Source organism: Marinobacter zhanjiangensis, from assembly GCF_014651935.1.
Lineage (GTDB): Bacteria > Pseudomonadota > Gammaproteobacteria > Pseudomonadales > Oleiphilaceae > Marinobacter > Marinobacter zhanjiangensis.
Genome location: NZ_BMXV01000007.1, coordinates 40,839 through 55,070, shown reverse-complemented (window position 1 = coordinate 55,070; position 14,232 = coordinate 40,839). Strand labels below are relative to the sequence as shown.

The 14,232-nt window shown below is 48.4% G+C and carries 12 protein-coding genes; 6 read left to right on the top strand and 6 right to left on the bottom strand.

The genetic code is table 11. From position 1 onward, the window contains the following. Positions 1 to 609: 609 nt before the first annotated feature. Genes wecB through IE079_RS14680 form a run of 6 tightly spaced genes read left to right on the top strand, consistent with a single transcriptional unit; the run spans position 610 to position 7,254 of the window. Positions 610 to 1,779 carry a non-hydrolyzing UDP-N-acetylglucosamine 2-epimerase gene (gene wecB / locus IE079_RS14705; protein WP_189577547.1) on the top strand — a complete coding sequence of 390 codons (1,170 nt, stop codon included), beginning with the start codon at positions 610 to 612 and terminating at the stop codon, positions 1,777 to 1,779. Continuing rightward, positions 1,776 to 3,041 carry a UDP-N-acetyl-D-mannosamine dehydrogenase gene (gene wecC / locus IE079_RS14700; protein ID WP_189577546.1) on the top strand — a complete coding sequence of 422 codons (1,266 nt, stop codon included), beginning with the start codon at positions 1,776 to 1,778 and terminating at the stop codon, positions 3,039 to 3,041. Before wecB ends, wecC begins: the two co-directional genes overlap by 4 nt. 42 nt (positions 3,042 to 3,083) lie before the next feature. Then, a complete protein-coding gene (locus tag IE079_RS14695; RefSeq protein ID WP_189577545.1) occupies positions 3,084 to 4,502 on the top strand; it encodes a glycosyltransferase in 1,419 nt (472 codons plus the stop codon). Beyond that, the gene (locus tag IE079_RS14690; RefSeq protein WP_189577544.1) at positions 4,499 to 5,353 is read left to right on the top strand and encodes a sulfotransferase family protein; all 855 of its coding nucleotides are present in this window, start codon (positions 4,499 to 4,501) and stop codon (positions 5,351 to 5,353) included. Before IE079_RS14695 ends, IE079_RS14690 begins: the two co-directional genes overlap by 4 nt. 15 nt (positions 5,354 to 5,368) lie before the next feature. After that, the gene (locus tag IE079_RS14685) at positions 5,369 to 6,361 is read left to right on the top strand and encodes a polysaccharide pyruvyl transferase family protein (RefSeq protein ID WP_189577543.1); all 993 of its coding nucleotides are present in this window, start codon (positions 5,369 to 5,371) and stop codon (positions 6,359 to 6,361) included. Then, positions 6,361 to 7,254, top strand: a complete 894-nt coding sequence (locus tag IE079_RS14680) for a glycosyltransferase family 2 protein (RefSeq protein ID WP_189577542.1) — start codon at positions 6,361 to 6,363, stop codon at positions 7,252 to 7,254. The genes IE079_RS14685 and IE079_RS14680 overlap by 1 nt, the downstream gene beginning before the upstream one ends. Before the next feature lie 95 nt (positions 7,255 to 7,349). Here the strand turns inward: IE079_RS14680 and IE079_RS14675 are convergent, their stop codons facing one another. From IE079_RS14675 to asnB, 6 genes are read right to left on the bottom strand one after another with little or no spacing between them, the layout of a single operon-like run. After that, positions 7,350 to 8,495, bottom strand: a complete 1,146-nt coding sequence (locus IE079_RS14675) for a glycosyltransferase (protein ID WP_189577541.1) — start codon at positions 8,493 to 8,495, stop codon at positions 7,350 to 7,352. Continuing rightward, the gene (locus IE079_RS14670) at positions 8,492 to 9,964 is read right to left on the bottom strand and encodes an oligosaccharide flippase family protein (RefSeq protein WP_189577540.1); all 1,473 of its coding nucleotides are present in this window, start codon (positions 9,962 to 9,964) and stop codon (positions 8,492 to 8,494) included. Before IE079_RS14670 ends, IE079_RS14675 begins: the two co-directional genes overlap by 4 nt. Continuing rightward, complete coding sequence (locus tag IE079_RS14665; RefSeq protein WP_189577539.1) at positions 9,951 to 10,310, bottom strand: hypothetical protein; 360 nt, start codon at positions 10,308 to 10,310, stop codon at positions 9,951 to 9,953. The genes IE079_RS14670 and IE079_RS14665 overlap by 14 nt, the downstream gene beginning before the upstream one ends. Next, on the bottom strand, positions 10,285 to 11,442 hold the full coding sequence (locus tag IE079_RS14660) for a glycosyltransferase (protein WP_189577538.1): 1,158 nt from the start codon (positions 11,440 to 11,442) through the stop codon (positions 10,285 to 10,287). The genes IE079_RS14665 and IE079_RS14660 overlap by 26 nt, the downstream gene beginning before the upstream one ends. Further along, positions 11,435 to 12,346: a hypothetical protein gene (locus tag IE079_RS14655; protein WP_227712530.1), complete on the bottom strand. Its 912-nt coding sequence runs from the start codon at positions 12,344 to 12,346 to the stop codon at positions 11,435 to 11,437. The genes IE079_RS14660 and IE079_RS14655 overlap by 8 nt, the downstream gene beginning before the upstream one ends. Continuing rightward, complete coding sequence (gene asnB, locus IE079_RS14650) at positions 12,343 to 14,232, bottom strand: asparagine synthase (glutamine-hydrolyzing) (protein ID WP_189577536.1); 1,890 nt, start codon at positions 14,230 to 14,232, stop codon at positions 12,343 to 12,345. The genes IE079_RS14655 and asnB overlap by 4 nt, the downstream gene beginning before the upstream one ends.

The following is a 14,232-nucleotide window of genomic DNA, read 5'->3' as shown; positions in this document are numbered from 1 at the left end:
ACCGTCCGGAATATGAACGATTCGACTTAATTTTCGCCTGTAACGTGTGTACAGGTATATTTTTGCTCTTCCATAGATTTTATGACTGGTCGTCAGCTACAAAAATATACGAAAATCAACAAAAATCATGCAAACATTCCTTGCATGTTAAGCTGTTAACGTTGCAGATGAAAATTATTTTCAAACGCAAAAAAGACACAAAAACACACTCCAGTTCGACCTCAAGCAGAGCCAGAATCGTGCCAGAATAATGCTTGCGGCTAATGTTGTTTTTCCCTTTAAAATTATTTTTATAGCTTTAAGTTAATAGCAAGAGCTTTTCGCTAAACCCTCGCCTGAGCGTCTGATCTCGAACAACGCGCAATTTCGGAACAGAATGATGCGTGTGATCAACCTGGCAAAGACGCATCCAGATCGTCATACATCATGCTTGGCAGTAGCCCCAACGATTACCTGATTGCCGTCCCTAATAAACAAGGTCTTCGGCAAAGGATCTATCAGTTTACAGCTCGCTGTCTCCTGGCAACCTATACAGTCAAAACCGTTTCTCTGGTAAGCTTATTTTCATCACAAACGCGCGATGCGGTCGTCACCCACGGAAGGCAAGGAATGAAAGTACTCACTATCTTCGGTACCCGCCCGGAGGCCATCAAAATGGCGCCACTCGCTCTCCGCCTGGCGGGCGATTCACGATTCGAAGCCCGGGTCTGCGTAACAGCTCAACACCGGGAAATGCTGGACCAGGTGCTCAATCTGTTCCAGCTTCGTCCCGATTACGACCTCGATATCATGAAACCCGGTCAGACACTGTCAGAGCTTACTGGCCGGATTCTGACGGGTATTGAGTCCGTCATTCGGGATTTTCGTCCCGATATCATTCTGGTCCACGGCGACACTTCAACCACGCTTTCCGCCAGTCTGGCAGCCTATTATCAGCAAGTGCCGGTCGGCCACGTTGAAGCCGGATTGCGCACGGGCAACCTTTACTCGCCGTGGCCGGAAGAAGGCAACCGTAAGCTAACGGGTGCTCTGGCAGCCCTTCACTTCGCACCTACCGAATCCTCTCGTCAGAACCTTCTTAAAGAAGGTATACCTGCTCCCTCGATAACGGTAACAGGGAACACGGTTGTTGATGCGCTGCTGGCGGTCGTGCAACAGTTTGATAGCGACGAGGGCCTGAGCCTTGAACACGCGAGGCGTTTCGATTTTCTGGATGACAGCAAGCGACTCATCCTCGTCACGGGGCACCGTCGGGAAAGTTTCGGAGGTGGGTTTGAGCGGATCTGTGAGTCTCTTGCTCGGATTTCTCTGGCTCACCCGGACTGTGAAATTCTATATCCCGTACATCTCAATCCGCAGGTACAGGAACCGGTGAGGCGCCTCTTGGGTGATAAAAACAATATTCACCTGATCGAACCGCAGGATTACCTGCCTTTTGTCTATCTGATGAAGCGCTCTACTCTGATATTGACCGACTCCGGCGGCATTCAGGAAGAGGCGCCCTCACTTGGCAAGCCGGTACTGGTAATGCGAGATACGACGGAGCGACCGGAAGCTGTCGACGCCGGCACCGTGCGGCTCGTAGGTACCGATATAAAGACGATCACCAGTGCAGTCAGTGAGTTGCTCACCAGCGATTCCGCCTATGAAGCCATGAGCCTTGCGCACAACCCCTACGGTGACGGCAAAGCGTGTGACCGAATCGTCGAAGCGCTTCTTGCCTCATCACAGAATACCTCAGCAAGCAAACCAGTGAATAAAAGGACGATTCCAGTATGAGTGATCAGGCCATTGTCGTCATGGGTCTCGGCTATGTCGGCCTTCCTACGGCTGCAGTTTTCGCCTCCCGGCGAATCCGGGTGCTTGGTGTCGATATCAACCAGAAAGCCGTCGACATCATCAATCAGGGCAATATTCATATTGTCGAACCCTCTCTGGATATTGTGGTTCGCGCCGCAGTCACCGAGGGTTATCTGAGAGCGTCCACCCGCCCTGAGCCTGCCGATGCCTTCCTTATCGCTGTACCAACCCCCTTCAAGGACGGTAAAGTGCCTGACATGGCCTATGTGGAGGCGGCCACGCGCGCGCTTGCGCCGGCACTGACAGCTGGAAGTCTTGTGGTGCTTGAGTCCACATCGCCGGTCGGCACCACCGAACTTGTGTCCGGCTGGCTGGCAGAAGAACGGCCCGACCTTACCTTTCCCCATACTAACGGCGAAGATTCCGATATTCGGATTGCCCATTGTCCGGAGCGGGTGCTTCCCGGGCAGGTCATCCGGGAACTGGTGGAGAATGATCGGGTAATCGGCGGGATGACACCGCGCTGCGCCGAAGCCGCGCGCAAGCTTTATAAACAGGTGGTGCAAGGCGACTGCATTACCACAACCGCTCGTGCTGCCGAGATGGCCAAGCTGACTGAAAACAGCTTTCGGGATGTAAATATTGCGTTTGCCAACGAGCTGTCACTGATCTGTGACCATCTGGATATTAACGTCTGGGAAATGATCGAACTGGCCAACCGGCACCCACGGGTCAATATCCTCACTCCCGGTCCAGGTGTGGGCGGCCACTGTATTGCAGTCGACCCCTGGTTCATCGTCGACAGCGCACCGGAACAAGCGAAGCTCATAAAACTTGCACGGGAAGTGAACGACTTCAAACCAGACTGGGTGTTGAACAAAGTTCGTCAGGCGGTTGACAAGCTCCATGCTGAGGACCCGGCTAAAACCAGGCGCGACATTCGTGTTGCGTGCTTTGGCGTTGCCTTCAAGCCCAATATTGACGACCTTCGGGAAAGCCCGGCCCTGAAAATCACTCGCAACATCGCGGACCTGGGATGCCAGGTACTGGTAGTTGAACCTAATGCCAGGGAACTTCCGGAAAGCCTGATCGCTGACAACATCCGGCATGTATCGATCGACGAAGCATTGCAGGATGCCGATGTCGTCTGTGTACTTGTGCGGCATAGTCCGTTTAACGAACATCGCCAGCGCTTCGCCAGTGCCAGACATCTTATCGATACGGTCGGACTCACGGGCTGATTGCCGGCATAATTATTCTGACTCAAGGAGGGACATAGTCACATGGCCGAAAACCGCGCCGATCTGCAAGGAACGAAAGTGCTGTTCATTGCCTATTTTTACCCGCCCACGGAGAGCACAGGCGTACCGGGAAGCATGCGCACGGTTAAATTCATCCGTAACCTTGAGAACGGTGAATGTCATGTGCTGACGCCCCCCGCTGCAGTGACGCAGGACGCAGATGCTCTGGCGCATATTTCCCTGCCGATAAACGGTGAGAAAATCCACAGAGTAGCCAGCTGGGACATATTCCGGCTGTTACTTTCTGTTCGGAGCGGCTTGCGCCGGCTGACAGGCAGAGGCAAGCAGTCCGGCAAGGCCGGGAACGCCGATGCATCCTCAAAATCGGCCTTTAAAAGCAGTAGCAACTCCACGGCAGTCAGCAGAAGTCAGAGGTTCAAGGATTTTGTCTACAACCTGTGTTACTTTCCTGATCAGGCGGGACCCTGGATTATTCCCGCCTTGCTCAAGGGGCGAAAGCTGGTGCGCGAGAACAACCTGGATGTGATATTCGCCACCGGCTCTCCCTGGTCAGGACTCATTACCGGGTACCTGATCAGCAGGACCACCGGCAAACCCCTGGTTGCGGACTTTCGGGATCCCTGGGTCAACAACCCCTTTCACCAGTCCAAAGGTCAGACACTCGACACCTGGAGCGCAAAGCTCGAACAAAAAATCGTGCGGCACGCTGACGCCGTATCTCTGAATACGGAAGCACTAAGGGACGAATTTCTGCAGCGATATCCAGACCTGCCTGCTAACCATTTTTTCGTCATGGCAAACGGTATCGACCGACAGGATTTTCAGCACATCACCGGTCGACAAAACGAGGCGGCCGACAGCACAACACTTACGCTTTGCCATGCCGGCTTTCTCTATGGCGTAAGAGACCCGGGGCCATTACTGGATGCCCTGAGAGAGTTCGAATCACAACGGCGACCGGATGACCCAGCCATCGTGTTCAAACAAATTGGCGACGTGTCCCTGAGCTACGACATCACCGAACGCTACGCCGACCTCATTGATCAGGGTCGACTGATACTCGAACCTGCAATGCCCTACCAGGCCTGTCTCAATGAACTCGCCCAGGCGGACATTGTCGTCAACATTCAGTCCGGCACAAAAACCCAGATACCCTCCAAGCTCTACGACTACCTGGCCATCAACCGCCCCATTCTTCATCTGACTCCGGATAGCGGTGCCCTTGCCAGGCTCGTGAACAAGTATCAGCTAGGGACCTCCATCGATTTCGACCAGCCAGACGGTCTGCGACTATACCTTGCCAAACAAGCGGCAAGAACGGGCAAAGGGGAACCGATCGAAGAGACCTACCCACAGCGTGACAGATTCCTTATCGAGGAAATCAGCAAGAATCTCGCCGACAAACTCATTCAGGTAACCCACGGAGCCAGCCAGAGATGAAGCCAAATTTTCTGATTATAGGCGCCGCACGCTCCGGGACCACGAGCCTCTTTCAGTATCTGGACCCACATCCCCAGGTTTACATGTCGCAGGTGAAGGAGCTGAACTTTTTTTCCAACGAAAAATATTGGAAAAAGGGTTTTGAGTGGTACGAATCCCGTTTTTCAGGAGCAACGGATCAAACGATAGCTATCGGTGAAGCATCTACCAGCTACACGAAGGCACCCTTCACAGAGGACGTGCCAAAAAGGATATATGATTACAATCCGGACATGAAGATTATCTATGTTGTCCGGGATCCAATCGACAGGTATATATCACATTACTTAAAAAGAACGCAGACTGGCTTAGAATCACGATCTTTCGAAAAAACCCTAGTGGCACTAAACAACGAACCTTGTGCATGGCAGGGTCTATATCACTACCAAATAAACAACTACCTTAATTATTTTCACCAAGACAATATTTTGATAATATCAATCGACGATCTTAAATCTGAGCCTCAAAAAACAGTAGGTTATATTTATAAATTCCTCGGCCTAAACCATAAGTTTATTGCAGAGGGCATAGAGAAGCACCATAACGTGACTAAAAACGTTGTACGGAAAGGAAAAACGGGAGCCAAAATTGCCGAGTTTTATCGAAAAAACATGGAACAAAGAAACATACCTTTTAAAATAAAAAGTATGATAGTAAGCTTAAGCGACATAGGAGGCGAGGTTGTTTGTAAACCGAGCCCAAGTGCTACGAACTTTTCCTTACTAGCGAATTTTTTTTCAGACGATACGAAAAAGCTAGCTGAGGATTTCAATATTGACACCTCCACATGGCTTCGAAGGAAACAAAGATGACGCAAAGGTGTTCACATGGATAATGGTGTTCACATGAAGAATATAGAAGAATGGAAGGACGAAGTTCGAAAGAAAATTAGGCCTCTTATTCCTGAAAAAAGTAAAGTCGCGCTATTAGACTTTCCGAATCACGGAAATGTAGGCGATGCCGCTATATGGCTCGGCGAGGTCAATTTCTTAAAAGAGGAATTACAGGATGTAAAAATTATCCATGTCTCTGAAAAATCATTAATTAAAAGAGAATCACCCAGTTTTAGTAAAGATACAATTTTATTAATTAACGGAGGGGGCAATTTTGGCGATCTCTGGCCCTCCCACCAAGAACATCGAGAATTAGTAATTAGAAACTATCCCGACAATAAGGTAATACAACTACCTCAGTCCATTTACTTTCAAGAAGAGAAAAACCTCAGAGATTGCTCTGTTAACTTCCAACAACATAAAAACTTCCATTTGCTTGTTAGAGATTTTCAGAGCCTTAGGATCGCCCAATCGATGGGCATCAAAAATGTTCAATTATGTCCCGACATGGCAATTTTTTCGAAGGCAGAGTCCCTTAAAACAGCGAATATTTACGATATCGTGTTTTTGGTAAGAAAAGATCGCGAGTCAATTGGCGAAAAGCTACCCACTAATCTTTCTAATGATAAAAAAATTCTCGTCATTGATTGGCTTGAGGACAAAAAAGACCTATGGCACAGCCTGGACCGTATACTCAAGAGACACCCAAATCTAAGAGCTTATATTTCACAATTTTTATTTGAAAGATTGGCAAGAAGGCGCCTTGAACGTGGCTGTCAGATATTGTCGTCAGGAAAAAGAATTGTCACAGACCGACTTCATGCACATCTAATATCGATGCTAATAGGAAAGGAAAACATAGTAATTGATAACAAATATAATAAAATTGGTAATTATAGAGAATCTTGGCCTACAGAATCCCCGGCTAACAGTTTATGCGAAAGCTATTTGGAAGCCATTTCAGAACTGAAAATGGGAAATAAGTGATGAAGAGAAAAATATCAATCGTTATTTGCACAAGAAACAGAGGACAAAAGATTACAAAAACTTTAGCAAGTCTAGAAAATTGCAACTATAAAGGATTCTGGGAAATAATTCTAGTAAATAATGGCTCGACCGATGAGACGGAAAAACTTGTCAATGATTATATAAGAAACACCAAACTTAAAATCACATTAGTCAATGAAGACAAGCCCGGTTTATCTCGAGCTAGAAATCGAGGAATAGCTTATTCAAAGGGCGAAATATTGGCTTTTACTGACGATGACTGCTACCCCTCTAATGACTTTTTGGATAAGATCGATTCTGTTTTCGAGGACTCGACGATTGATTACTCGGGTGGAAAGGTGCTCCTGCATGACCCTGCCGACCTTCCCATAACTATACAGACGCGCGATACTACGCTCGACATCCCCCCCGATACCTACATTCGTCCTGGGACTGTTCTGGGCGCAAACATGTCTTTTCGACGGGAGGTGATAATCGAACACCATGGATTCGACGAAAGATTGGGAGCTGGAACTGACTTTCCTTCAGGGGAGGATACAGATCTTCTTCGCAGATTATCCCGTGCCGGCCACAAAGGTTGGTACGACCCATCCGTGATCGTATATCACCATCACGAACGAAAATCACAGTCAGATTATCGAAAATTAACAAACAACTACTCTATCGGACGCGGTGCCTGCAGCCTGAAGCATTGCTTTCCTCGTAGAGATCGCATCCGTTATATGAAAAATTGGTATTGGTCATTGAAAGCAGTGAGCTCAACCCAGGCAACCCAGGAAATAAAGTCTGCCTTTCGCTTCCTGGTCTGTTATCGGTTCAATATATGGCAGCATCCTTCCATTTCGCTACGACTCCATTCTGATACGGAATGAGCTTCTCATCTGGCATCAGGGGCCTCTGAAATTATTGCGCGATAACTACGCCGTCACATAAGGAATCAATCATTCTGATGACTAATCTCCTTAGCTTAATTGTCGGACAATTGCTTTTCAAAAATTCTTAGAATTTCTTTTACCCGCTGGTCCCAAGTATTCCTCTTCGCAACCTCTCTCCTCAGCTGTGCACCTTCCACCCCATCTGGACCATACGTAACAATTGCCTTTTCCCAATCCTCAATCGATTGGCAAATAGTCACTACATCCTCGAAACGCTTAACAGCTTGAATATCCGAGCTAATTATTTGCCTCCCCACTGCTAACGCCTCATATAATTTGAGAGGATCGCAAGCAAATCCAAATTTTTCATCGGTAGTGCGATAGAATAGCCCGACCATGTCAAGATCTGCAATGACTCCCGGCACATCCTTAAGCTCGAGCTGACCGAGATATTCGACATTATTTTTAGCCTTTATCCTGTCCCATAGCACCTGGTCTGAAACGCTGAGGTTAACGACTCTACCAGCGATTAGAAATTTAGTACTCGATAAATGGTCTGACAGGTCATCAACGAGTTCGAAATCAAGCTTTTCATTAACAGAGCCCACATAACCAATACAGGGGGCGCCAAATGGCCGTGGCCTATTATCCAAGGCCTTCAGGTCTTCTTGTGCAAAAAACTCATAGTCGACACCATTAGGTATATGATAGATACCGTTACTCTTTATTCTTCTCAACTTACTAGCAACAACATCGGAAGAGGCAATAACAAGGTCAGCACGCATTACCGCTTCACGACTTTTTTCTTTCCATTGGCCGTGGCCCAAAATATCAAAATCATCGTATAAGTGATAAACCACCAAATCAAAGTACTCAAAATCCACATAGTCCAAATACTTTGGATGAAATATATAGCAAATCTTCTTGGTCTTCGGATCGGAGAGGGAATTCATTTGAGCCATTAGGCGTTTTTTGAAAAAACCCAACATCATTCTGTCAAGCCAGGGGACTTTTCTGTTACGGAATAGTATTTTCGGACTATATTCCAGACATACCTTATCTCTATATTCGAAACTGCCTCTCAATGATCTCGTGCCGCCGTCATTATCACCTAAATAATGAAGACCATTGCTATACACCACGGAGCATCTGCGAGCCATCCTCGAGAGTATTTGCTGGCGGTTCATCCATACGCCTTCCCATGGGTTTGGCGCCAATGCAAGAATCGAAAGATTCATTTAGTATTCGCCTTGATTGTAAATTTTCTAATCAACGATCGTGCCACACTTCCCAGTTCCAGACTTAAAGGGTGCTTCAAAATAAACAATAGCGCTAGCCAGGAAATCGGGAGGCTAACACACACAATTATAAATGATTCAGTTGGACCAGTCCCAAATATTCTTTCTTGATAGATAAGGAACGCCTGGACCCCACAGATCAAAGTGATTATAAAATTTCCTCGCCACGCCCAAAGCATTCGACCTACCCCGATCTCAGTAAAACGAGACAAAAGAAAAAGAGTCAAAACGAGATCAGCGAACCCGGCTAGCAAAAAAGCGTAGGCCACTGACAACAATCCTAACGGGAAAGCTATAAAAATGCCAAAAGCATGAAAAACAAATACACAGCTCTCTCGGAACAGAAGTACTTTTTCACGTCCGTTTGTTATGAACAGATCGCTGGAAAAGGCATTGACGACTCTTAGCATCGCCCACCCAGCCAGAATCGAAGCATAGGGCGCTGACTGGTCCCATTGATCTCCAAAAAAAAGTCGGATAACCGGTAAGCTCACCACTGACGCAACTGCAAGGACAGGCCACATGATGGCACCTATTAACACTGAAGCCTTCACATATGCGCCGGCCACCTCGCCGCCGGAATTCTTCAGGTTGGCAAGGTAGGGCAAGGCTACCGGCTTGACCCCCATAATTAACGTTTGACTCACGAACTGGATGAAGCCAAGCCCTCTCGAGAAGAGACCAACGTCAAGGGGAGTACCCATTTTACCGATAATCATATCCGGAACCGTTACGACTCCTCTTCGCAACAGGTTCGAAGCTGAATTATAAATGCCAAAAGCCGCGATTTTACCCAGCCCCCGAACACCAGGAAAAAATCTGACATAGGCGGCGCCAAAACCAAGAACAAAAAGGAACTCTACAAAGACGGCAAGAGTGGCTCCCCAAGCCAGTCCGTAATAGCTGAAGCCGAGAACAACGAGTACTACAGTTACCACTATTCGGGTGAGTGTCGTCCCAAATTTTAAGTAAAAGAGCGCCTTGAAGTTCATTTTTCGACTTAAGAGGGCCGATGGAATACTTATAAAAGGAGCAAAAAAGAAGCTGATTGATAATATTCTGAAAATCACTGTCAGTTGTTCCAGATTATAAAATCCGGAAAATGATGGTGCCAATAACCATATCAGGGCACCGAGCGTCCAGGACACCAGCATTGTTAGTCCAGTTGCTGCGCGGATCTTATCCTCTGTCAGCTCTTTTTCGCGGACAAGATAATTGCCAGCGCCCAACAATCTAAACTCACTCATCACCATAACCAGAGCGCTAGCAATAGCAAAAGTCCCGATCTCTGCCGGCGTCAGGATACGCGCAATAATCATAGTCGAAACAAGGCTGAGAAACTGAGTTCCGTATTTCGTCATGGATGAATAGAAAAGGGCTACCTTTATCTTTTTCCTATCGAACTGCATTTTGGCTAAATCCGAATATTCCGAGCAAACTCGTTGGCAAGCGGAAATCAATCGCGCCTGATAACTCCTCTAATGATTTCGCTGAAGTCAATAATTGCTTTCTTCTAAAACCACTAACACCTACCCATTGACCTACATATAAACCAAAAACGAAACACAAGTAGGGTTTTGTACACGAATCCAACAATGAAAGAACGCTTTGTCTTAAAATAGCATAAAGAACGTAGGATTTTTGGCCAATAAAAATACTTATTCTAAATACTGATGCAGACATAAAATCTATGTAGTATTGATAATCATTCGGCATCACAAGGTAATTTTTAACCAAAAGATTTCTTTCGACCATCTTCATTTCCTTTCAGTCTTGAATAGACTTTTCCATATTCACTGACCATTTTCCTAATTGAAAAACATTTTTCGAAATTTCGTTGTCCATTGTCGGCCATCAACTTTAACGATTGCCGTGACTCACCCGCTATTTCACTCAGAACAGCTCCAAAAGCTTTTCGATCGCCGGCATTCGAAAGACGTCCATTTTGCCTATCCCTTACTAGTTCCGGAGTTCCTCCTACTGCTGTAGCAACAATGGGAACGCCCATGCTCATCGCCTCCAGAAGCGTCATGGAAGTACCTTCGGTATGGGATGACAGCAGGAAAAGATCCATCACGTTAAGGTAATTTTCCGGCTTTTTCTGAAAGCCTGTAAATATCACCCGGTGGCTTATATTCAAGTCGTCAGCTTGGCTTTCCAATCGCTCTCGTTCCGGACCGTCGCCTACAATGAGTAACCAGACGTTGGGATTTTGTTGCAGTACGTTTGAAAAGGCCTCAAGCATCATTCCCTGGTTCTTGACCGGGTCCAGCCTTGCGACTGTCCCCATAATGAACGCAGCGTCCGGTATCCTTAACGCCTGTCTTGTGGCGCTTGCCGCAGCTTCATCACGGTCCAGGCCACGAATGCCATTGTAAATCACTCCGATTTTTCGGCGAGGAATGAATTCATAGCGAGACAGGGCTTCGCGGGTAGCCTTAGAGATCGCCACGACAGAATCCGTCGTCAAAGCCATGAGGGGGTTTATCAAAGCGGCTTTATAGCGGTAGTGGTCTGGGTGAAAGCGCCCATGTTCGGTGAAGACCAGTTTGGCACCAGTTCCCCATCTCGCGAACCAGCCATACACCCAAGGGGTGTATTGATGACAGTGAATGATATCAACCTTCCTCTGGTTCACCTCACTCCGAATAGACCGGATCAACTCAAGATCAAGGCCGGCCCGACGGTTCAGAGCGAAGACCTCTACGCCTTCAGCCGAAACCTGTTCGCCGATTGCGCCAACCTGGCCATCAATGCAGAGAATCTGATTTTCATAACTGTCTCGTGGAAGGTTCGTCACTAACTGCCGTATAACTTGCTCGGTGCCTCCAAAGCCCATGTTAAACGTGACATGCAGTATACGTTGTCGCTGATGGACGTTACTCATTGCTACGGATCCTGCCGTTATCGATAGGACGGCGGGGCCATAGCAGGTAAATACCGGAAAGGACAATCATCAATATTGGCATCAGCCACTTGGCGAGGTAGCTGACCTCCTCAAACCAATATCTTAATGTCATAAAGTGGTAGGTATCTTCAAAAATCGAATAGCCTTTCGCGTAGGCCTCAAATAAATAATCAATTTCCCCCTCGCTATACCCGGCGCTCAAGTACCTGTGCTTGAAGCTCTCGGGATCCCGGAGTAAGCCTTTCAGCGAGGTATCCAGGGAAACACCAAAGTCCGGATCCATCAGATAATGGTCTCCACTTTCATCCTGATACTCTACAATGACGTGGCCCCGAAAGGATATAATCCGGTTCGGAACGTCGTAACGGTCCATAACCGAAGACAGGATTGTGGAAGCATCCCCGCAAATGCCTATACCCCGGCGGATATTACGGCGGTAATCGGCGTAATGGTAGCGTTCGAACTGGGGCAGCCCCGAGAACTGACCTATGGCCCACAGGAAATAGTTTTCCCAGATGGGAACAAGCTGCCGGTACTCCTGTGGGTCCACCCTTTTCCAGTCCACGTGAACAAGGCTTTGGTTCACCACGTTGTTTGCTGTTTCCGCTAGCTGATTCCTGTCGTCGATCCTTCCGAGTTGGTCGATAGCTGTCATGCTTTCCTGGTAGCTCCAGACTTCGTCCGGTATAAACCGCAATTGTTCATGATCCGATACTCCCAGGCCGGGTTTTCGGATGTGCTGGGTTAGTCCATACAGGTTAATGCTCAGGAGAATAATACCGATGATCAGGCAGAATACGCCTAGCCACATATACAGCGGCCGAACGTCCTGCAATCGACCTTTTCTGATTATACCAGCCACTCTACCCGCTCCTTCTTTCATGAGTGATAGGCTCTCCACCAAAGTTCGAAGGCCACCATGCTCCAAAGCTCTTGAGTATTTTCATCCCGGCCGTGCTGATGATTCTTCCAGAGCCTCCGCACTTTATTCATATCAAAGCACTGGGCCAGGCCACCCTCGTCCGTCGCGAAGACTCCGTCTGCCAGCTCAAACAATTCATGCCGCAACCACTGAGCCAGAGGTACTGAGAAGCCCATTTTTTTGCGATATAGAACCTCCTCGGGCAGCATTTTTTCAAAGGCTTTTTTAAGAATGTATTTCTTTTCCCTGCCGTTCAGTTTCATTGCGGATGGAATATTTGCCGCGTACTCCACGACCCGATAATCCAGCAATGGCGCCCTGGTTTCCAGAGAGTTTGCCATGCTCATCCGGTCGACCTTGACCAGAATGTCGCCCGGCAGGTAAGTCTTGATATCCGTGTAAAGAATTTTTGCCAGGTGGTCATCGGTATCCGCGTTGCGGTAGTGCTGGCGGGTGATATCTGCCGGATCGTAGTCGTCGGTTTCCCGCTTCAGCTCACCATGCACAAGATCGTTCCAGAGGCTCGGGCGGAAGAAACAGTTGCTCGTGAAAAACCCCTGATCCGGCTCCATGGCCAGAGTGTTCAGCAGCGAGTTCGCCCTGCGCGATAACGGACTGTTGATACCACCCGCCAGTTGCGCCAGCGGCGGAAAAAATCTGCGGCGCAACGCCGCTGGAAACAGATTGCGCAGTCGGTTTTCGATGCTATCAGTGTGATATTTACTGTAACCGGCAAAATTTTCGTCGCCACCATCGCCCGCAAGGGCCACAGTAACTTTCTGCCGCGCCAGTTGTGAGACAAAGAAGGTAGGCACAAACGAGGGATCTGCAAAAGGTTCATCAAAGTACCGGGCGATATCCGTCAGACTGCCCGGTACGTTTTCACGTACCGTAAATTCATGGTGATTGGTGTCAAATAGCCCCGCCACTTTTTTCGCCCAGGCAACTTCATCAAAACGTTTGGAATCGAATCCTATGGCGCAGGTGGTAACGGGTTGGCTGCTATGGCCAGCCATCAGCCCAACCACTGCGCTTGAGTCCACTCCGCCGCTGAGAAATGCGCCAAGAGGCACATCGCTTATCATTCGCAGGCGAACGGCGTCGTCGATCAGATCATAAAGTCCTGCTTCCAGTTCGTCCGGGCTTGCGGTACTCGGATCTGCAAAGGACAGGTCCCAATACTGGCCGATTTCAGTTCGGATGCCGTCGGTTTTCAGCCAGTGGCCGGGCGACAGCTTGTGGACGCTGCGATAAATGGTTTTGGGGTCAGGTATATACTGGTAAGCGAAGAAGTCCTTGATGGCGTCCGGACGGATGTCCTTCTTCAGGAAAGGCAGTGCACTGAGTGCTTTGATCTCGGAGGCAAACGCAAACTGGCCATCCGCCTGATAATAATACAGGGGTTTTTTGCCCAGCCGATCCCGCGCCAGAAACAGCTCTTTCGAGCGGGTATCCCAGATGGCAAACGCAAACATGCCGTTAAGGTCATCCAGGCAGCGCTGGCCCTTGTGTTCGTACAGGGCCAGAAGTACTTCGGTGTCGGTGCCGGTGGTGAAGCGGTAGCCTTCCGCTTCGAGTTCAGCCCTGATCGAACGGTAATTATAGATCTCGCCATTGTAAACGATCAGGTATCTGCCAGAGGGGGATGCCATCGGCTGATTACCCGCTTCGCTCAGGTCCAGGATGCTTAAGCGGCGGTGTACCAGACCTATCTCGTCGTTCTGGTAAGTACCCCCGGCATCGGGGCCGCGATGCACAATGGCCTGGCCCATGTGTTCAAGCCATTGCCGATGCGCGTCACGGTTAGGCGTTGTGGATGTTCTCAAAAAACCAGCAAGACCACACAC

What these genes read in the sequence shown, in the direction of transcription:
- wecB (WP_189577547.1), top strand. Translation starts at nt 610, where the DNA reads ATGAAAGTACTCACTATCTTCGGTACCCGCCCGGAGGCCATCAAAATG.
- wecC (WP_189577546.1), top strand. Translation starts at nt 1,776, where the DNA reads ATGAGTGATCAGGCCATTGTCGTCATGGGTCTCGGCTATGTCGGCCTT.
- IE079_RS14695 (WP_189577545.1), top strand. Translation starts at nt 3,084, where the DNA reads ATGGCCGAAAACCGCGCCGATCTGCAAGGAACGAAAGTGCTGTTCATT.
- IE079_RS14690 (WP_189577544.1), top strand. Translation starts at nt 4,499, where the DNA reads ATGAAGCCAAATTTTCTGATTATAGGCGCCGCACGCTCCGGGACCACG.
- IE079_RS14685 (WP_189577543.1), top strand. Translation starts at nt 5,369, where the DNA reads ATGGATAATGGTGTTCACATGAAGAATATAGAAGAATGGAAGGACGAA.
- IE079_RS14680 (WP_189577542.1), top strand. Translation starts at nt 6,361, where the DNA reads ATGAAGAGAAAAATATCAATCGTTATTTGCACAAGAAACAGAGGACAA.
- IE079_RS14675 (WP_189577541.1), bottom strand. Translation starts at nt 8,495, where the DNA reads ATGAATCTTTCGATTCTTGCATTGGCGCCAAACCCATGGGAAGGCGTA.
- IE079_RS14670 (WP_189577540.1), bottom strand. Translation starts at nt 9,964, where the DNA reads ATGCAGTTCGATAGGAAAAAGATAAAGGTAGCCCTTTTCTATTCATCC.
- IE079_RS14665 (WP_189577539.1), bottom strand. Translation starts at nt 10,310, where the DNA reads ATGGTCGAAAGAAATCTTTTGGTTAAAAATTACCTTGTGATGCCGAAT.
- IE079_RS14660 (WP_189577538.1), bottom strand. Translation starts at nt 11,442, where the DNA reads ATGAGTAACGTCCATCAGCGACAACGTATACTGCATGTCACGTTTAAC.
- IE079_RS14655 (WP_227712530.1), bottom strand. Translation starts at nt 12,346, where the DNA reads ATGAAAGAAGGAGCGGGTAGAGTGGCTGGTATAATCAGAAAAGGTCGA.